Raw genomic sequence first — 17,415 nt, 5'->3', positions numbered from 1 at the left:
CCTGCCCCTCTCCTTTACGCGGATTTCCCCGCTGCGGGGAGGGCGCCCCCGGTGACGCCAAGCAGGGCGGCAGGTCCATGCGGCTTGACGCTGCGGGCCGGGCGGGACCAGCCTTGCCGGGAAGGGCCCGGCAAGGGCTGTCCGCCCTGGAGGGAACGCGCATGAAATTCGGCGTCTTCTACGAGCTGCAACTGCCCAAGCCCTGGGGGCCGCGCAGCGAGCGAGACCTGTACCACGACGCGCTGTCGCAGCTCGAGCTGGCGGACCGGCTCGGCTACGACTACGCCTGGGAGGTGGAGCACCATTTCCTCGAGGAGTATTCGCACTCCCCGGCGCCGGAGGTCTTCCTCGGCGCCGCCAGCCAGCGGACCAAGCGGATCCGCCTCGGCCATGGCATCATCCAGCTCACCACCAACCATCCCGCCCGGGTCGCCGAGCGCGTCGCCTGCCTCGACCTGCTGAGCGACGGCCGGGTCGAACTCGGCCTCGGCGAGGGCGCCAGCATCACCGAGCTCGGCCCCTTCGACCGCAGCATGGAGGAGAAGCGCGCGGTCTGGGAGGATGCGGTGCGCTGCGTCCTGCCGATGTTCACGCAGGAGGGCTGGGAATACGACGGCCCCTATTTCAAGTTCCCGCTGCGCAACGTGCTGCCCAAGCCGCTGCAGCGGCCGCACCCGCCGCTCTGGGTCGCCTGCTCGCAGCTCGAGACGATCGAGATGGCGGGCCGCCGCGGCATGGGGGCGCTCGGCTTCCAGTTCCTCTCGGCCGATGCGGCGCATGCCTGGGTGCACGCCTACTACAACAGCTTCGTCAAGCGGCAGGAGAAGCTGGCGGAATACGAGACCAACCCGAACATCGCCATCGTCAGCTACTTCATGTGCGCCGAGACGGATGAGGAGGCGCGGCGCCGCGCCGATGGCGTCACCTTCTTCCAGTTCGCGCTGCGCTACTACAACGCCGCCAAGGGGCGGGAGCGGGCGAGGCCCGGCACGGTCAGCCTCTGGGAGGAGTACGAGGCCTGGAAGCGCGCCAACCCCGAGGCGCTGCAACGTGCCCTCTCGGGCGGGCTGATCGGCTCGCCCGAGACGCTGCGGCGCAAGCTCAGGAAATTCGAGGCCTCGAACATCGACCAGGTGATCCTGCTCAATCAGGCCGGCAAGAACACGCATGAGCATATTAGCGAAAGCCTGGAGCTCTTCGCCCGCGAGGTGATGCCGGAATTCCATGCCCGCGAGCCGGCGCACCAGGACTGGAAGCGCCGGGTGCTGGCGGGCGAGATCGAGTTGGAGGAGATCGACACCGAGCCCTTCCGCGAGCGCTTCGGGCCGAATGCGGTGCGGGCGGCGGCGGAATGAACCCGCTGCCGACGGCACGGCCGGAGGAGGTCGGCCTCTCGACGGCCCGGCTGGAGCGGCTGGGCGCGGTGCTGGAGGAGCGCGTCGCTGCCGGCCACCTGCCGGGCGCGGTGGTGCTGGTCGGGCGGCAGGGCCGTATCGCCTGGCACCGGGCCCATGGCCGGCGGGACCCGGCCGCGGAGGACCCGATGCGGACGGATGCGATCTTCCGCATCTATTCCATGACCAAGCCGCTGGTCTCGGTCGGCGTCATGATGCTGATGGAGGAGGGACGGCTGCAGCTCGGCGAGCCGGTCAGCCGCTACCTGCCCGATCTCGCCGGGCTGCGCGTGGCGGCGCCCGGCGGCGGCACGGTGCCGGCCGCGGCGCCGGTCACCATCCAGGACCTGCTGCGCCACACCTCCGGCCTCACCTACGAATTCCTCGGCACCGGGCCGGTCCATCAGGCCTATGCGGCGGCGCGGGTCGCCCGCCGGGCGCAGAGCAATGCCGACCAAGTGGCGACGCTCGCCACCCTGCCCCTGCTGCATCAGCCCGGCACGCGCTGGGAGTACAGCCGCTCGACCGATGTGCTCGGCCGGCTGATCGAGGTGGTGGCCGGGCAATCCCTCGGCGCCTTCCTGACCGAGCGCATCTGCGCGCCGCTCGGCATGGTCGATACCGGCTTCCATGTGCCGACGGGCAAGCAGGACCGCCTCGCCGGCGGCTTCGCGCGCGACCCGGAAAGCGGCGCCGAGGTCGCCCTGCTCGAGGTGCGCGAGGCGCCGCAATTCGAATCCGGAGGCGGCGGCATGGTCTCGACCAGCGCCGACTATGCCCGCTTCCTGCAGATGCTGGCGGCCGGCGGCGCGGCCGAGGGCGGGCGGCTGCTGTCCCGCAAGACCATCGAGCTGATGACCGCCGACCATCTCGGCGCCATCCCGGGCAACCCCGACCTGCTGCCGCCGGGCTTCGGCTTCGGCCTCGGCTTCGCCGTGCGGCGCGACCGCGGCCTGGCGGTGACGCCCGGCTCGGTCGGCCTCTATTACTGGAGCGGGCTGGCCGGCACGACCTTCTGGGTCGATCCGGCGGAGCGGCTCTTCGCCGTCTTCATGATGCAGGGGCCGGGTCAGCGGGAATACTACCGCGGCCTGATGCGCGACATGGTCTATGCGGCGATCGTGGATTGAGCGGCATGCGCTGGACGATAGGCGGGGTCACGATCACCAAGGTCGTGGAGCTGGAAATGGCCGGCGGCAGCCGCTTCCTGCTGCCGCAGGCGACGCCGGAGGCGGTGCGCGGCATCCCCTGGCTGGCGCCGCATTTCGCCGACGAGGCGGGGCGGCTGCGCCTCAGCATCCATGCCCTCATCATCGAGACGCCGGCGGGCCGGCGCATCCTGGTCGATACCTGCCTCGGCAACGACAAGCAGGGCCGCAGGATCCCGCACTGGAACGGCCGGCAGGGACGCTTCCTCGCCGACCTGGTCGAGGCCGGCTATCCGGTGGAGAGCATCGACACCGTGCTCTGCACCCATCTGCACGTGGACCATGTGGGGTGGAACACGCGGCTGCTGGACGGGCGCTGGGTGCCGAGCTTCCCGCGGGCGCGCTACATCTTCGGCCGGCGGGAATTCGAGCACTGGTCGCGGCCGGAGGCGGGGGATGACAGCCAGCGCGCCGTCTTCGCGGATTCCGTGCAGCCCATCCTCGATGCCGGCCTCGCCGAGCTGGTAGAGGCGGATCACCGCCTCTGCGAGGAGGTGCGGCTGGTGCCGAGCTTCGGCCACACGCCGGGGCATGTCAGCGTGCTGATCCAGTCCGCCGGGGAGGAGGCGCTGATCACCGGCGACATCGCGCACCATCCCTGCCAGCTCGCCCGGCCGGAGTGGAGTTCGACCGCCGACAGCGACCCGCGCCAGGCCGAGGCGACGCGCCACGCCATCTTCGGCGGGCTGGCGGGGCGGCCGGTGCTGGTGGTCGGCACGCATTTCGCGGGGCCGAGCGCCGGCCGCGTGGTGCGGGACGGCGCCGGCTACCAGTTGCTGGTCTGCTGGTAGCCGGCGCCGTATCACCCATGCAGATGCAGGGGTGACTCGCCGCCGAAATAGGTGCGTTCGAGCCGGTGCGGCAGGTCCGGCTCGCCGGCCGCCGCCTCCAGCGCGATCCTGCCCTGCACCATGGCATAGACCCGGTCCGAGACCGCCAGCGCCTTCTCGATCAGCTGCTCGACCAGCAGCACCGAGGTGCCCTTCTCCCGCAGCGCCGCGACGACGCCAAGGACGCGGTCGACCAGCACCGGCGAGAGGCCGGCCGAGGGCTCGTCCAGCATCATCAGCCGGGGCCGCCGCACCAGCCCCTGCGCCACCACCAGCATCTGCTGCTGGCCGCCGCTGAGGGCGCCGCCGCGGTCCTGGCGCTTGGCCGCGATCTCGGGGAAGTAGGCCAGCGCCTCCTCGATCCGCTGCGCCCGCTCCGCCCGCGGCAGGTCGTAGCCGGCCAGCAGCAGGTTGTCGGCGACCGAGATCTGGGTGAAGACCCGGTGCCCCTCGATGACATGCACGAGGCCGGCGCGAGCCGCCTCGCGCGGGCCGGCGCCCCGCATGTCCTGCCCGGCGAAGCGCACCTCGCCCGCGCTCAGCGGCAGCAGGCCGGAGACGGCGCGCAGCAGCGTGGTCTTGCCGGCGCCGTTGGGGCCGAGCAGCGCCACCACCTCGCCGGGCATGATGCGGAGCGAGACCTCGTGCAGCACGGCGATCTTGCCGTAGCCGGCCGCGAGGCCGGCCACCTCCAGCAGCGGCGCCGCGCCGGGCCTGGCGCCCGCCCGCATCGCCGGTTCAGCCGCCGAGATAGGCACTGACCACCTCCTTGTGGCTGCGGATTTCCTCCGGGGTGCCGGCGGCCAGCACCTTGCCCAGGTTGAGCACGGTGATCCGGTCGCAGATCTCGAAGATCAGGTCGGCATGGTGCTCGACCAGCAGCACGCCGATGCCCTGGCGGCTGACGCCGCGGATGAGCTGGTCGAGCCGCTTGATCTCGTCGGTCGAGAGGCCGGCGGCCGGCTCGTCCAGCATCAGGAAGGCCGGGCGCAGCATCAGGGCGCGGGCGATCTCCATGAAGCGGAGCTCGCTGTGCTGCAGCCGGTCGGCGCGGATATCGGCCAGCGCCCCGAGGCCGACGGCCTGCAGCGCCTGCCGGGCCCGGTCCTCGAGCATCCGCTCCTCCCGCCGCTGCCGCGGCAGGGAGAGCAGCGCCTCGAGGAAGCCGGTGCGGCCCTCGATGGTGGCGCCGACCATGACGTTCTCGATCACCGAGGCCTCGCCGACCACCCGCGGCGTCTGGAAGGTGCGGGCGATGCCGCGCGCGGCGCGGCCGACCGCGTCGCCGGCGGGCAGCGGACCGCCATCGCAGGTCATGGCGCCGGTCTCCGGCCGGTAGTAGCCGGAGATGACGTTGAGCGTCGTCGTCTTGCCGCTGCCGTTCGGCCCGATCAGCCCGTGCACCTCGCCGGGGCGGAGATCGAGGTCGAGACCGTCGATGGCGCGGACGCCGCCGAAGGACAGCACGATGTCGCGGAGCGTGAGGCCGGCATGCTTGGGCTGCTGCCCGAGCAGGGCGGGCAGCAGCTCCGGCCGGGGGATCACCGCCCGGTTCTCCGGCAGCTTGCGCCGGTTGCGCGCATCGATGAGCGAGGCGATGCCGCCCGGGATGGCCAGCACGATCACCAGCAGCAGCGCCGCATAGAGGAAGGTCGACCAGGCGGCGAGCGGTGCCGCCACCTCCGGCAGCAGGGTCAGCAGCAGGGTGCCGAGCAGCGGCCCGAGGATGGAGCCGCGGCCGCCGATCAGCACCGCGATGAAGAAGAGCAGCGAGAGGTCGAAGGTGAAGGCGTCGGGCGTGATGTAGGTCTGCAGCGTGGCGAAGAGCCCGCCGGCGAAGCCCGCCAGCGCCCCGGCCAGGAGGAAGACGAGGATCAGCAGCCGCGGCTTGGCGATGCCGCTCGCCTCCGCCGCCACCTCGGCATCCCGCGTGGTGACCAGGGCGCGACCGAAGCGGCTGCGCGCGACGTTGCCGGTGATCCAGGTGCAGAGCGCGGCGAGCGCCAGGCACAGGTAGTAGAAGCCCCAGGCGGTGTCGAAGGGGGCGGGCAGGCTGGGGCCGGTGATGCCGATGCCGCCGCCGGTCACGTCCTGCCAGGCCAGTGCCACCTGGGTGACGATGGTGGCGAAGCCGAGCGTCGTCATGGCGAAGTAGAAGGTGCGCAGCCGCAGCGCCGGCAGGCCGACCACCACGCCGAAGACGGCGCCGAGCGCCGCCGCCGCGGCCAGGGCGAGCGCCGGATGCAGCGGCTCCAGCAGGTTGCCGGCCGCGAGCACGCTGGCGGTGTAGGCGCCCACCGTCAGCAGCGAGACATAGCCGATGGCGAGCTGCCCGGCAAAGCCGACGATGAGGTTGAGGCCGGAGACCAGCACCCAGTAGATGCAGGCCCGGGTCGCGATCAGCGCCCAGTACTCGTTGCCGGTCAGCGGCAGCAGCAGGGCGAGGGCGAGCAGCGCGGCGAAGGGCCAGAGCTGCGGGAGCAGTCCCGGCCGTGCCGGCATCGCGCCGGCGGCCGCCGTCGGTGCGGCCTCGTGGATCGCCGCCATCACACCCTCCGCGCCGCGGGGGCGCCGAACATGCCCTGCGGCGCCGCCAGCAGGACGATGATGAAGAGGGCGAAGACCGCGACCGAGGAGAAGATGCCGCCCACCATGAAATTCGCCGCCTGCTGGAACAGGCCGAGCAGGATGCCGCCGATGACCGCGCCGCGGTTGTTGCCGAGGCCGCCGAGCGCGACCGGCACGAAGCCGTAGAAGTTCAGCAGCGGCCCGTTGGCGAAGAAGGCGAGCAGCAGCTGCCCGCCGGCGAAGCCCGCCAGGGCGCCGATCGCCCCGGCCAGGGCGTAGCTGGCGATGCGCAGGTTCCGCTCCGGCAGGCCGAGCGCGCGGGCGGCGAAATTATCCTCGGCGACGGCGAGGAAGGCGCGGCCGACCAGCGTGTGGCGATAGAGCCATTCGAGGCCGATGATGGTCACGGCGCAGGCCAGCACCGGCAGCCAGTATTTCTCGTCCCACACCCCTTCGCCGATCCCGAGCAGGCGCGGGAAGGGCTGCGGCTCGGTGCTCCAGGTGAGCGCCGTGACCTGCTGGATCATCAGCGCTAGCGCCAGGGTGGAGAGCACGTAGAGATGCTGGTCGAGGCTCTTCAGCACCGGCCGCACCGCGACGTATTCGGTGATCACGCCGACCAGGGCGCAGGCGGCCAGCGTCAGCGGCAGGGCCAGCAGGATGGGCAGGCCGAGGCGGAGCGCGAAGAACGAGCCCAGCACCCCGCCGAGCATGCCGAGCTGCCCGGCGGTGAAGCTCATGACGCGGGAGGTCGCGAACATCGTGTTGTAGGTGATGCCGATCAGCGCGTAGATCGCGCCGACGGCGAGGCCCGAGGCCAGGATGGAAGCGAGCATCGGCGATCCTCCCGCGCGCCCGGATCAGCCGTAGCCCGGGGCGAGGGCGAAGGTGCCGTTGCGGCCGGAGCTGGCATCCGACATCACCACGTCCTGGCCGGGATAGCCGTTGTGGTCCTCGGCGCTGTAGCTGTAGTCGCCGTAGTAGCCGGGCCAGGCCTGCAGCCCGTTCCAGCGCTTGATGATGGCGTCGTTCGCCGTGCTGCCCGTCTCCTTCACCGCGTCGGCGACGAGGTTCACCGCGTCGATCGCGCAGGCGATCCACCAGAACAGCGTGTCCTGCAGGTTCACCTTGCCCTGCAGCTTCTGCACCAGCTCCTCGCTGCGCGGCGGCAGCTTGCCGTCGGCGCCGTAGCTGCAGCTCCGGTAGCCGATCGCATAGACCTTCTTCCAGTTCTCCGGCCGGTCGATGAGCTGCCCCACCTCGCCGGAGGAGAGCGAGGGATGGCCGATGAAGGGCACGTCCCAGCCCATCTTGGCGCGGGTGTTCAGCATCCGCGCGATCATGCCGGTGGAGACCGACCAGATCACGATCGCCTCCGCCCCGGCATTGCGGGCGCGCAGCATGTCGGGCGTCATGTCCGGCTGGGTAGCGTCGATATTGGCCTTGTAGACCACCTCGGCGCCGTCCTTCTGGAAGCCGGCGGCGCTGTCATTGGCCGCCGTCACGCCGTAGCCGGTGGTGTCGCCGATGACCGCGACCTTCTTCGCCTTGGCGACCTTGGTCGTGTAGTTGCGCACCGCGTCGTCCCACTGGGTGTTGCTCGGCGCGATGCGGAAGGCGTTCGGGTACTTCTTCGGGTCGATCAGGCTGTTGACCACGCAGGGATGGATGTTCGGCATCTTGCCGCGCGCCATTATGGCGGTGGTGGCCAGGCTCTCGCCCGAATTCGTCGGCCCCCAGATGGCGTGCACCTTGAGCTGGCTGATCATCTCCTGCGTCGCGTTCACCGCCTTGGTCGGGTCGCCCTGGGTGTCGCGGGTGACGATCTCCACCTTGCGCCCCTTGATGCCGCCCGCGGCATTGATCGTCTCGGCCGCCCAGACGACGCCTCGGTTGAAGCCGATGGCCGGCGCCGAGCTCGGCCCGGTCAGGGCGGCGAGCCAGCCGATGCGGATCGGCTCGGACTGGGCGAGGGCGGGCGCGGCGAGGCCGAGGCCCGATGCGGCGGCCAGCCCGGTGCCGCCGAGGGCGAAGCCCCGGCGCGTGATCATCCTGGACATCTCGTTCCTCCTGGCGCGGGCCCCGCTTTGGACGGGGCCCGCCACATTCTTCCTGGCACGGCGCCGGGGCGCTCCCTCGGGCCGCCGGCCGCGGCCTCGGGGCATCGCTCTCGCTGGGGCGGGGACCGGCCATCGCACCCGGCCTGGCCGAGACCGGACCGGGCGGGCCCTTCGGGCCGCGGCTCCTGCGGCGCCGTGCCCGCCTATCCTGCGGGGAAGGCCCGGGTTGTCAACGCTGCCCCAGTGGGGCGCGCGAGGGGTGGGATGCGGGCGAGGCGGGGCCCCGGATTGCCCGCGCGCCCGCGCCTCGGCAGAGTGGGGCGGAGGGGCGGCGCCCCCAAGAAGAACCGAGCCTGAGGGACCGCAGACGCCCATGTCCACGACAGCGACCGACTTCACTCCGCTCTTCCGCAAGGACGTGCCCGCGGCCGCGGCGCGCTTCACCGGCCTGCCGAAATACAACTTCATCGGCGGCCACAACGACCCGACGCGCATCCCCGCCGAGCGGCTGGCGGACTGCACCGCCGAGCTGCTGCGGCGCGACGGGGCGAAGCTCGCCCTCTACAACCTCGGCCAGGGGCCGCTCGGCCATCGCGGGCTGCGCGAGCTGGTGGCGGACAAGCTGAAGCGCCACCGCGGCATCTCGGTGACGCCGGAGGACGTGCTGCTCACCTCCGGCTCGCTGCAGGGGCTCGACCTGGTGAACAGCCTGCTGCTCGAGCGCGGCGACACGGTGCTGGTCGAGGAACTCTCCTATGGCGGCGCGATCACCCGCCTGCGGACCCTCGGCGTCAGCGTGGAGCCGATGCCGCTGGATGCCGATGGCATCCGCACCGACGCGCTCGGCAACGCGCTCGACGGGCTGAAGGCCAAGGGCGTCCGGCCGAAATACATCTACACCATCCCGACGGTGCAGAACCCGACCGGCTCCATCATGCCGCTGGAGCGGCGGGAGGCGCTGCTGCGGCTGGCCCGGGCGCATGGCGTGCCGGTCTTCGAGGACGAGTGCTATGCCGACCTGGTCTGGGCCGGCACGCAGTCGCCGCCGGCGCTCTACGGGCTCGACCCGGAGCAGGTGATCCATATCGGCAGCTTCTCCAAGACCCTCGCGCCGGCGCTGCGCTCGGCCTATGCTGTCGCGCCCTGGCCGATCCTGTCGCGGCTGGTGGCGCTGAAGACCGATGCCGGCAGCGCCTCGCTCGAGCAGATGCTGGTGGCCGAGTATTTCTCCCGGCATTTCGACGAGCATGTCGAGGCGCTCTCCGGCGTGCTGAAGGAGAAGCTCGACGTCATGCTGGAGGCGGTGGCGCGGGAGTTCGGCAGCGCCGCCGAATGCTTCGTGCCGAAGGGCGGCATCTTCCTCTGGCTGCGCCTGCCGGAGCAGGTGGATGTCCGCAAGCTGGTGAAGCCGGCGGCGGATGCGGGGATCGCCTTCAACCCCGGGCCGGAATGGGCGGTAGTGCCGGATGCGGCGGCTTCCCAGCTCCGCCTCTGCTTCGCCCTGCCCTCCAAGGAGCAGATCCGCGAGGGCGTCGCCGCCTTCGCCCGGGTCTGCTTCGAGCAGACCGGCATCCCGGCCCAGAGCGGCAACATCCGCCACGGGGGGTAGGCTTCGGGGGCCTCAGCCGGCGGGAACGGGGCGGGCTTCCGGCCGTGGCGGCAGGGGGAGGGGGATTAGCCCCATCTCCAGGCTGCGGGCGATGCGCCGCGCCCGTTCCAGCATATGCGCCGCCCCGGCCGGGTTCAGCCGGGCCCGCGCCACCGCCTCGAACAGCGCCAGCCAGCGGGCGAAATGCGCCGGGGTCAGGCCGAGCCGGGCATGGGCCTGCATCGGCTGGCCGTGATAGCCGCCCTGCATCAGTGCGACCGAGCCCCAGAAGCGGGCGAGGGTGGCGATATGCGCCTCCCAATCCGCGACCCCGGCGAAGGCCGGGCCGAGCAGAGGGTCCTCCCGCGCGGCGCCGTAGAAGGCCCGCAGGAAGTCCTCGATCGCCGCCGTGTCGAGCCCGGTCTCCTCGGTGATGGCGTGGGAGAGGGCGGCGCGGCGTTCGGCGGTTTCGGGGATGGGAGGCATGGCGGGATCTCCAGGCGAGGATGTAGCGCAGTGAAATGGTATTGAAAATACCTATTCACCCGGGCGGCCTGGATGGCCTTGGAATTTTCCGTATCTGGTGGTTTGGCCAGCCGGGAAACCCTATATATGGTGTCCCTGGGCCGGACCTGCCGCCGGCCACCTGGAAGGCGCGATGATGGATGGTTCCCTGCCCGGCCCCTTGCGGGCCCGCCACGCCCCGGCCCCCGGCGCCAGCTTCGGCACGGCGCCGCTGCCGGCGCGCGCGCTCGATCCCGGCATGGGCCTCGCCGTGGCGCGCCGCACCGTCTTCCGCCCCGGGGATGGCGAGGATTTCGGCCGCGTCGCGGATCGGGTGGCGGCGGGCAACATGGCGCTGCTGGGCGAGGCGGCCGATCCGGTGGAGCGGGCGCGGCTGCGCAACGCCATCGCCACCGGCGCCCTGCTGACCTCTGGCCGGCACCTGCAGCACGGCGATGCCACGCAGCCGGGGCGGAACATGGAGGTCTTCACCAATTGCGCCACGGCCAATGCCTCCTTCACGCTCTTCTACCTGCTGCTGAACGGCAGCGGCGTTGGCCGCGCCTATGACGACGAGCTGATCGCCGTCGATTGGGGCCGGGCACCGCGGCTGCTGCTGCATCTCGACCCCGCGCATCCCGACTGGCCACGGGACCGCGCCGCGCTGCACCGCCTCGGCCTGGAATTCGCGCTGCTGCCCTGGGGCAGCCGACTGGAAGAGTTCACCGCCGATCAGGAGGCGGATGTTCGGTCCTGGATCGCGCGCGAGTTCTGGAGCGGCGCTGCGCTGCCGCCGGATGCGATCCGGCACCGGATCGAGGACAGCCGCGAGGGCTGGGGCAAGGCGGTCGAGCTGCTGGAGAGCCTTGCCTTCGCCGGCGCCGCCGACCGCACCCTGCTGCTCGACTTCGGCGCCATCCGGCCGCGCGGCGCGCCGATCGGCGGCATGCAGGGGCGGCCGGCCTCGGGGCCCCTCTCGCTGATCCGCGGCTTCGCCAATCTGCGGCGGCAGGTGATCGAGCCGGCGCGGCGCGGCGCGGCGGGGGATGCGGCGCTGGCGCCCTGGGAGCAGGCGCTGCTGGTCGACCATTACCTCTCGGTCGAGGTGCAGGTGGGGGGCGCCCGGCGGGCGGCGCGCATGGCGACCAAATCCTGGCGCGACCCGGGCATCCTCCGCTTCATCCGCGCCAAGGCCGAGGGCGGGCTGTGGACGGCGAACAACTCCGTCATGGTCGATGCCGCCTTCTGGGAGGGCGTGCGCGCCGCCCGCGCCGGCAGCGAGGCGCCGCTGCACCGCCACGCCCTCACCGTCTTCGAGGAGGCGACGCGCTGCGCCTTCATCAACGGCGAGCCCGGCTTCATCAATGGCGACCGGCTGGAAGACCATCGCACCGGCAGCGCCTGGGCCAAGCCGGTGCACGAGGACGGGCGCGACGTCCGTTCCGCCCGCTACCAGGCGGACCATGCCGTGCCGTTGCTCGCCGAGCTCTCCCGCCGCGCGCAGGGCGCGCAGTTCCCGGCGACGACCAATCCCTGCGGCGAGATCACCCTGCACGTCACCGGCGGCTATTGCGTCATCGCCGATGTCGCGCCGCTGCTGGCCTGCCCGGTCGATCTCGCCGAGGTCACGCCCGGCCAGGTGCCGCCGGATCTCGCCGCCGTCTGGGATGCGCGGGTGGAGGACAGCATCCGCCTCGGCGTCCGCTTCCTGATGCGGGCGAACCTGATGGACGCGCTCTATGCCGAGGAGGTCCGTCGAACCAACCGCATGGGCATCGGTCCGACCGGGCTGCATGAATGGGCCTGGATGCGCTGGGGCCTCGGCTTCGCCGAGCTGCTGGACGAGGCGCGCTCAGCGCCCTTCTGGGCCATGCTCGGGCGCCTGTCCGAGGCGGCCAAGGCGGAGGCGATGGCCTATGCCGAGGAGCTTGGCCTCGCCGCCCCGGCCACCGTCACCACGGTGAAGCCGGCCGGCACCACCAGCAAGCTCTTCGGCCTGACCGAGGGCGCGCATCTGCCGGCGCGGCGACAATATCTCCGCTGGGTGCAGTTCAAGGGCAGCCGCGAGGGCGGTGGCTGGGCCGCCGACAGCGATCCGCTGCTGACCGAGTACGAGGCGCGCGGCTATCCGGTGCGCGGCCTGCAGAGCTTCCCCGGCATGGCGGTGGTGGGCTTCCCGACCCTGCCGCTGATCCAGCGCCTCGGCCTCGGCAAGCGGCTGGTGACGGCGCCGGAGGCCGCGCCGGAGGACCAGTATCGCTGGCTGGCCCTGCTCGAGCGGCACTGGATCGGCGCCGAGCGCGGCAACCAGGTCTCCTACACGCTGAAGCTCTATACCGACCGGCACGACCTCGAGGCCTTCCGCGCCATGCTGTTGGAGCACCAGCCGCGCATCCGCTGCTGCGCCATCCTGCCCAGCCGGCCGGACCATGCGCTGGGCTACGAGTACCTGCCGGAGGAGGAGGTCTCGCCCGGCCGCTTCGCCGCCCTGGTCGAGGGTGTGCGCGACCCGGCGCTGCACGAGGCGATCGACCTCGCGCATCTGCAATGCGCCGCGGGCGTCTGCCCGATTTAGCATTCCCCACAAAACCGCTTCGCGGCATTGCGGGGGGCCGTGGAGTCCCCTCCTGCCCAGGGCCGGTCACAGCCTGCCGTGGCAGGGCAACGGGCGGAGACGGTTCTGATGGGCGCTTTTGACGACGCGGCCCTTGCGCCCCTGTCGATCCGGCCGATGCTGCGGACCGGACGTGCCGCGGGGAGCTGACCATGCCGGACCATGCCGAGGGGCTCGCGGCGCATGCGGCGTGTGTCGCCCGCGACCTCAACCTGTTGGGCCTGCCGCCGGCCAATTGGCCCGCCACGCTGACCGGCCCCGCCGGCGAGCCGGTGCTCGACGTGCTCGTCATCGGCGCCGGCATGTACGGCCTCGCCGCCACCGCCGCGCTCTCCTTCAAGGGCGTGCGCAACATCCGGATGCTGGACCGCGCCCCGGCGGGGCAGGAGGGACCCTGGGTGACGACGGCGCGCATGCAGACGCTGCGCTCGCCCAAGCACCTGCCGGGCGTCGCGCTCGGCATCCCCTCGCTCACCTTCCGCGCCTGGTACGAGGCGCGTTCCGGCACGGCGGCCTGGGAGCGGCTGTACAAGATCCCGAATGCCGACTGGCAGGACTACCTGCTCTGGCTCCGCGCCGTGCTGCGCCTGCCGGCGGCGAACGGGGTCGCGCTGCGCCGCGTCGAGCCGCGCGAGGGGCTGCTGGCGGCGGTGCTCGAGGAGGGCGGCGCCGAGCGCGTGCAGCTCTGCCGGCATCTCGTGCTGGCCACCGGCCGCGCCGGCACCGGCGGCCCGGCCCGGCCGGCCGGGATGGACCCCGCGCTCTGGCCCGACCTCGCCGCGGATGGCGGCGCGCCGATCGATGTCGCCGCCCTGCGCGGCCGGCGGATCGCGGTGATCGGCGGCGGCCCCACGGCCTGGGACCATGCCGCGACGGCGCTGGAGCAGGGAGCCGCGCGGGTGGACATGTATGTCCGCCGCAAGGTGCTGCCGCAGGTCAACAAGGGGCGCGGCTCGGCGCATCCCGGCTTCTTCGAGGGCTGGGCCGGCCTGCCGCCTGAGGAGAAGTGGCGGATCCTCGCCTATATGCAGGACCTGCAGGCGCCGCCGCCGCATGAATCAGTGCATCGCGCCCTGCGGCTGCCGGGCTTCGCCATCCATCTCGGCACGCCGGTGCTGGGGGCGCGGCGCGACGGCGCCGCGGTGCGGCTCGATCTCGGCGAGGGATGGGCGGCTGAGGCGGATTTCCTCATCCTCGGCACCGGCTATGCGGTCGATCCCGGCGCCATGCCGGAGATCGCGGCGCTGGCGCCGCGCATCGCCCGCTGGAGCGATCGCTACCGGCCGCCGCCGGGGCTGGAGCGGCCCGATCTCGCGGCCTTCCCCTGGCTGGGCGAGGGCTTCGAGCTGACGGCGCGCGAGCCGATCGATGCCGCGCCGCTCGCGCGCATCCACCTCTTCAGCCATGCCGCCTTCGCCAGCCTCGGCGCCATCGCCTCCGACATCCCGGGGGTGTCGGTCGGTGCGGAGCGGCTGGCGCACCGCATCGCGGCGCGGCTCTTCGCCGAGGACATCGCGGTGATGCGCGCCCGGCTGGAGGCCTTCGCCGAGCCGGAATTGCAGGGCACGCCCTTCTTCGACGCGGCGCTGGCGGCGGGCGGCAAGGGCGCGCCGTAAGCCGGCGTGCATGCGCGGCGGCGATCCGCTCTACTGCCTCCCGCAGCCGCGCCAGCCCGGCGCGGGCACCGGGGGAGAGGAGCGCCAGGACATGAAGCTCAAGCTGCACCACGTGAATTTCTGCTCGACACGCGTCGCCGAGATGGACGCCTTCTACCGCTCCGTGCTCGGCCTGGAGACGGAGCCCAGCCTGCAGGCCTCGCGGGTGACGCAGGAGGGCTATGCCGGCAAGGTCGCCTTCGTCACCGACGGCACGACGCAGCTGCATCTCGCGGAGCGCGACCTCGATGTCGGCTTCCGCACCGGCCATGTCATCAACCCGCTCGAGCGCGGCCACATCGCCTTTCGCACCGACGACATCGAGGCCTTCAAGGCGCATCTGCGGCAGCAGGGCATCCAGTTCTCGGATTACGGGGCCTGGGCAATGAATGGCTGGGCGCAGATCTTCTTCCACGACCCCGAGGGCAATGTCGTGGAGGTGCATGAGGACCGCTCCGGCAAGGCGGAGTAGCGGCCAGGCGCCCGGGGCTGCCGGCCCCGGGCGCGGCGGCGTCACCAGCGGTAGCTCAGCGTGCCGATGATGGTGCGGCCGAGGCCGACGAAGCACTGCCCCTCGGTGTAGCAGCCGCGGATATACTGCTTGTCGGCCAGGTTGGTGGCGTTCACCACCGCCGTCAGCCCCTGCAGGCTCGGCCCCAATGCGCCGAGATCGTAGGAGATCCGGGCATCGAACAGCGTGGCCGAGGGCACGCGCAGCGTGTTCGCCGTGTCGCCCCAGCTCGGGCCCAGATAGCGCATGCCGGCACCGAGCCGCAGCCCTTCCGCCGGGCCCTCCAGGAAGCCGTAGTCGAGCCAGGCCGAGGCGCGGTGGGCCGAGAACAAGACCGGATGCTTGCCCTGCGTCGCGTCGTTGGCGCGGGTGACCGTGTTGTCGAGATAGCTGTAGGAGGCCAGCAGGTTGATGTTGCGGTTGAGGCTGGCCTTGGCCTCCAGGTCGACGCCGCGCGAGCGGATCTCGCCGGTCTGCACGCTGAACAGCGTGTTGTTGGGATCGGGCGTCAGCACGTTCTGTTGCCGCAGGTCATAGACCGCCGCGGTGAGCAGCATGTTCCAGCCCGGCGGCTGGTACTTGACGCCGAGCTCGTATTGCCGGCCGGTCGTCGGCTTGAACGGGCTGCCGCCGGCATCGGTGCCGCTCTGCGGATTGAAGGATTCCGCGTAGCTGACATAGGGCGAGAGGCCGACATCGAAGGCGTAGAGCAGGCCGACACGACCGGTGAAGGCGCTGTCGTCCATCTTGGTCGTGGCGTTGTTCAGCAGGTTGCGCGTCGTCGAATCGGCCCAGTCCTGCCGGCCGCCGAGCAGCAGCCGCCAGCCGCCCCAGGCGATCTGGTCCTGCAGGTAGAGGCCGTAGCGATTCAGCGACTGGGTGTTGCGCAGCACGGGGTTGCCGTAGCGCGGGCCGCCCGTCGGCGGGCAGGGATTGTAGGTGAAGACGTCGCAGGAATAGAGGGTCCGGTCGGAATACCAGGTGTTCTCGCCACTCGCGCCCTGGTAATCGAAGCCGCCCACCACCGTGTGGTTGACCGGCCCGGTGCGGAAGCGAGCCTGGGCATGCGTGTCGGCCGTGTAGCCGTCATACTCCATGCCCCGACGCGTGTAGACGCCCAGTAGATTGCGTTGGTTGGCGGCGAAGAACTGCGGGTAATATCCGTCCAGCACGCTGCGCGTGTGGTAGTACCGGAAATTCTGCCGGACCGTCCAGGTGTCGTTGAACTGGTGCTCGAACAGCGAGGTGATGCCGTATTGCCGGCGGGTGTTGTTGTAGCTGTTCTGGTCGCCGTAGTTGCGGCGCAGGTCGAGCGTGCCGTTCGGGTTCGGCAGGATGGTGCCGCTCGCCGGGATGTAGCTGTAGAGGCCGCCTTCCGGGTCGTAGGCATACTGGCCGATGATGGTCCAGCTCGTCCGGTCGTCCGGCCTCCAGGTGAGGGCCGGCGAGATCGAGAGGCGCTGCTGCCGGGACCCATCCACCTGCGTCCCGCCCTGCCAGCCGACCCCGGTCATGCGGTAGAGCAGCGTCTTGTCGGCGTTCAGCGGGCCCGTCGAGGTGAAGCCGCCGAGCAGCCGGTCATGGCTGCCGGCCTGCAGCCGCACCTCGCCGCCCGCCTGGTCGGAGGGCCGCCGGCTCACCAGGTTGATGATGCCGGCGGGCGAGCCGGCGCCGTAGAGCACCGAGGACGGCCCCCGCAGCACTTCGATCCGCTCGAGGTTGAAGGACTCGATCTGGGTGCCCGCGCCCGGCCCGGCATTGTGCAGCACGCGCATGCCGTCCAGGTAGTAGTCCATGGCGAAGCCGCGGCTATAGGCCTCGTCATTGCTGCCATAGGCGCCGAGATACTCGCCCTCGAGCCCCGCCGAGTAGCGCAGCGCCTGGCCGACATTCTGCACCTGCTGGTCGTCCATCTGGTCGCGCGTCACGACGGAGATGGATTGCGGCGTCTCCAGGATCGGCGTGTCGGTCTTGGTGGCGGTGGCGGCGACATCCGCCACATAGCCGCGAACTGGCTGCCAGGCGCGCTGCTGCAGCCCCGCCGTGACGTTGACCTCCGGCAGGATGACGGACCCGTCCGCGGCCGAGCCCTGCTGCGGCACCGGCCGCAGCATCACCGCCTGCGGCGAGGTGAACTGCCCTTCCAGCCCGGAGCCGGCGAGCAGGCGCCGCAGCGCCTCGCGCGGCGGCAGCGCGCCCGAGGCGCCGGGGCTCTGGCGGCCATGCGTCAGGCTGCTGTCGTAGAGGAGCTGGATGCCGCTTGCCGCGGCGAAGCCGGTCAATGCTTGATCCAAGGGCCCGGCCGGGATGCTGAAGCGGATCTGCGCGCCCTGTTCGGCGGCCGGTGCGGCGGGCTGCGCCGTGGCGCCGTGCTGCGCGCACCACGCCATCCCGCCCAGCAATGCCGCCATCAGGCGGCAGCGTCCTTGCATCATTCGTATCGGCACGACAGTTCAGCCCTCGACCCGTCCCAAGCTGCGGAG

At 71.7% G+C, this 17,415-nt stretch carries 13 protein-coding genes; 7 read left to right on the top strand and 6 right to left on the bottom strand.

Features of this window, described 5'->3' with window-relative positions; translation table 11 throughout:
• Nucleotides 1-161 precede the first annotated feature (161 nt).
• The 3 genes from HJG45_RS13795 to HJG45_RS13785 are packed head-to-tail and all read left to right on the top strand — an operon-like array spanning nucleotide 162 to nucleotide 3,393.
• Nucleotides 162-1,355 carry an LLM class flavin-dependent oxidoreductase gene (locus HJG45_RS13795; protein WP_171612696.1) on the top strand — a complete coding sequence of 398 codons (1,194 nt, stop codon included), beginning with the start codon at nucleotides 162-164 and terminating at the stop codon, nucleotides 1,353-1,355.
• Nucleotides 1,352-2,524: a serine hydrolase gene (locus HJG45_RS13790; RefSeq protein WP_171612695.1), complete on the top strand. Its 1,173-nt coding sequence runs from the start codon at nucleotides 1,352-1,354 to the stop codon at nucleotides 2,522-2,524. The genes HJG45_RS13795 and HJG45_RS13790 overlap by 4 nt, the downstream gene beginning before the upstream one ends.
• Before the next feature lie 5 nt (nucleotides 2,525-2,529).
• Nucleotides 2,530-3,393 (top strand): MBL fold metallo-hydrolase, encoded by an 864-nt coding sequence (locus tag HJG45_RS13785; protein ID WP_171612694.1) that lies wholly within the window; start codon nucleotides 2,530-2,532, stop codon nucleotides 3,391-3,393.
• 11 nt (nucleotides 3,394-3,404) lie between these two features.
• Here the strand turns inward: HJG45_RS13785 and HJG45_RS13780 are convergent, their stop codons facing one another.
• From HJG45_RS13780 to HJG45_RS13765, 4 genes are read right to left on the bottom strand one after another with little or no spacing between them, the layout of a single operon-like run.
• Complete coding sequence (locus tag HJG45_RS13780; protein ID WP_171612693.1) at nucleotides 3,405-4,190, bottom strand: ABC transporter ATP-binding protein; 786 nt, start codon at nucleotides 4,188-4,190, stop codon at nucleotides 3,405-3,407.
• Complete coding sequence (locus tag HJG45_RS13775) at nucleotides 4,171-5,979, bottom strand: ABC transporter permease subunit (RefSeq protein WP_217362921.1); 1,809 nt, start codon at nucleotides 5,977-5,979, stop codon at nucleotides 4,171-4,173. Before HJG45_RS13775 ends, HJG45_RS13780 begins: the two co-directional genes overlap by 20 nt.
• Nucleotides 5,979-6,836: a branched-chain amino acid ABC transporter permease gene (locus tag HJG45_RS13770; protein WP_171612692.1), complete on the bottom strand. Its 858-nt coding sequence runs from the start codon at nucleotides 6,834-6,836 to the stop codon at nucleotides 5,979-5,981. Before HJG45_RS13770 ends, HJG45_RS13775 begins: the two co-directional genes overlap by 1 nt.
• A 24-nt stretch (nucleotides 6,837-6,860) precedes the next feature.
• Complete coding sequence (locus tag HJG45_RS13765) at nucleotides 6,861-8,060, bottom strand: ABC transporter substrate-binding protein (RefSeq protein WP_217362920.1); 1,200 nt, start codon at nucleotides 8,058-8,060, stop codon at nucleotides 6,861-6,863.
• A 373-nt stretch (nucleotides 8,061-8,433) separates the two neighbouring features.
• Between HJG45_RS13765 and HJG45_RS13760 the strand changes: the two genes are divergently transcribed.
• Nucleotides 8,434-9,669: a PLP-dependent aminotransferase family protein gene (locus tag HJG45_RS13760; protein ID WP_171612691.1), complete on the top strand. Its 1,236-nt coding sequence runs from the start codon at nucleotides 8,434-8,436 to the stop codon at nucleotides 9,667-9,669.
• Nucleotides 9,670-9,681: 12 nt separating this feature from the next.
• Here the strand turns inward: HJG45_RS13760 and HJG45_RS13755 are convergent, their stop codons facing one another.
• Entirely contained in the window at nucleotides 9,682-10,134 is a 453-nt protein-coding gene (locus HJG45_RS13755) for a group III truncated hemoglobin (RefSeq protein ID WP_171612690.1), read from the bottom strand.
• A 175-nt stretch (nucleotides 10,135-10,309) separates the two neighbouring features.
• On the opposite strand from HJG45_RS13755, the gene HJG45_RS13750 reads away from it, so the two are divergent.
• The 3 genes from HJG45_RS13750 to HJG45_RS13740 all read left to right on the top strand — a co-directional run bounded on the left by HJG45_RS13750 (nucleotide 10,310) and on the right by HJG45_RS13740 (nucleotide 14,893).
• On the top strand, nucleotides 10,310-12,727 hold the full coding sequence (locus tag HJG45_RS13750; protein WP_171612867.1) for a recombinase: 2,418 nt from the start codon (nucleotides 10,310-10,312) through the stop codon (nucleotides 12,725-12,727).
• A gap of 191 nt (nucleotides 12,728-12,918) precedes the next feature.
• On the top strand, nucleotides 12,919-14,382 hold the full coding sequence (locus tag HJG45_RS13745) for an FAD-dependent oxidoreductase (protein WP_171612689.1): 1,464 nt from the start codon (nucleotides 12,919-12,921) through the stop codon (nucleotides 14,380-14,382).
• A gap of 10 nt (nucleotides 14,383-14,392) precedes the next feature.
• Nucleotides 14,393-14,893 carry a VOC family protein gene (locus HJG45_RS13740; protein WP_254452506.1) on the top strand — a complete coding sequence of 167 codons (501 nt, stop codon included), beginning with the start codon at nucleotides 14,393-14,395 and terminating at the stop codon, nucleotides 14,891-14,893.
• 41 nt (nucleotides 14,894-14,934) lie between these two features.
• Here the strand turns inward: HJG45_RS13740 and HJG45_RS13735 are convergent, their stop codons facing one another.
• Nucleotides 14,935-17,343, bottom strand: coding sequence for a TonB-dependent siderophore receptor (locus HJG45_RS13735; protein ID WP_171612688.1), 2,409 nt, complete (start codon nucleotides 17,341-17,343; stop codon nucleotides 14,935-14,937).
• Nucleotides 17,344-17,415: the final 72 nt, after the last annotated feature.

Source organism: Roseicella sp. DB1501 (genome assembly GCF_013112485.1).
In the GTDB taxonomy this organism is placed as follows: domain Bacteria; phylum Pseudomonadota; class Alphaproteobacteria; order Acetobacterales; family Acetobacteraceae; genus Paracraurococcus.
Note: the sequence above shows the minus strand (reverse complement) of the source record. Positions and strands in the feature narration are given on the sequence as shown.

What these genes read in the sequence shown, in the direction of transcription:
- HJG45_RS13795 (WP_171612696.1), top strand. Translation starts at nt 162, where the DNA reads ATGAAATTCGGCGTCTTCTACGAGCTGCAACTGCCCAAGCCCTGGGGG.
- HJG45_RS13790 (WP_171612695.1), top strand. Translation starts at nt 1,352, where the DNA reads ATGAACCCGCTGCCGACGGCACGGCCGGAGGAGGTCGGCCTCTCGACG.
- HJG45_RS13785 (WP_171612694.1), top strand. Translation starts at nt 2,530, where the DNA reads ATGCGCTGGACGATAGGCGGGGTCACGATCACCAAGGTCGTGGAGCTG.
- HJG45_RS13775 (WP_217362921.1), bottom strand. Translation starts at nt 5,979, where the DNA reads ATGGCGGCGATCCACGAGGCCGCACCGACGGCGGCCGCCGGCGCGATG.
- HJG45_RS13770 (WP_171612692.1), bottom strand. Translation starts at nt 6,836, where the DNA reads ATGCTCGCTTCCATCCTGGCCTCGGGCCTCGCCGTCGGCGCGATCTAC.
- HJG45_RS13765 (WP_217362920.1), bottom strand. Translation starts at nt 8,060, where the DNA reads ATGTCCAGGATGATCACGCGCCGGGGCTTCGCCCTCGGCGGCACCGGG.
- HJG45_RS13760 (WP_171612691.1), top strand. Translation starts at nt 8,434, where the DNA reads ATGTCCACGACAGCGACCGACTTCACTCCGCTCTTCCGCAAGGACGTG.
- HJG45_RS13755 (WP_171612690.1), bottom strand. Translation starts at nt 10,134, where the DNA reads ATGCCTCCCATCCCCGAAACCGCCGAACGCCGCGCCGCCCTCTCCCAC.
- HJG45_RS13750 (WP_171612867.1), top strand. Translation starts at nt 10,310, where the DNA reads ATGGATGGTTCCCTGCCCGGCCCCTTGCGGGCCCGCCACGCCCCGGCC.
- HJG45_RS13745 (WP_171612689.1), top strand. Translation starts at nt 12,919, where the DNA reads ATGCCGGACCATGCCGAGGGGCTCGCGGCGCATGCGGCGTGTGTCGCC.
- HJG45_RS13740 (WP_254452506.1), top strand. Translation starts at nt 14,393, where the DNA reads ATGCGCGGCGGCGATCCGCTCTACTGCCTCCCGCAGCCGCGCCAGCCC.
- HJG45_RS13735 (WP_171612688.1), bottom strand. Translation starts at nt 17,343, where the DNA reads ATGGCGGCATTGCTGGGCGGGATGGCGTGGTGCGCGCAGCACGGCGCC.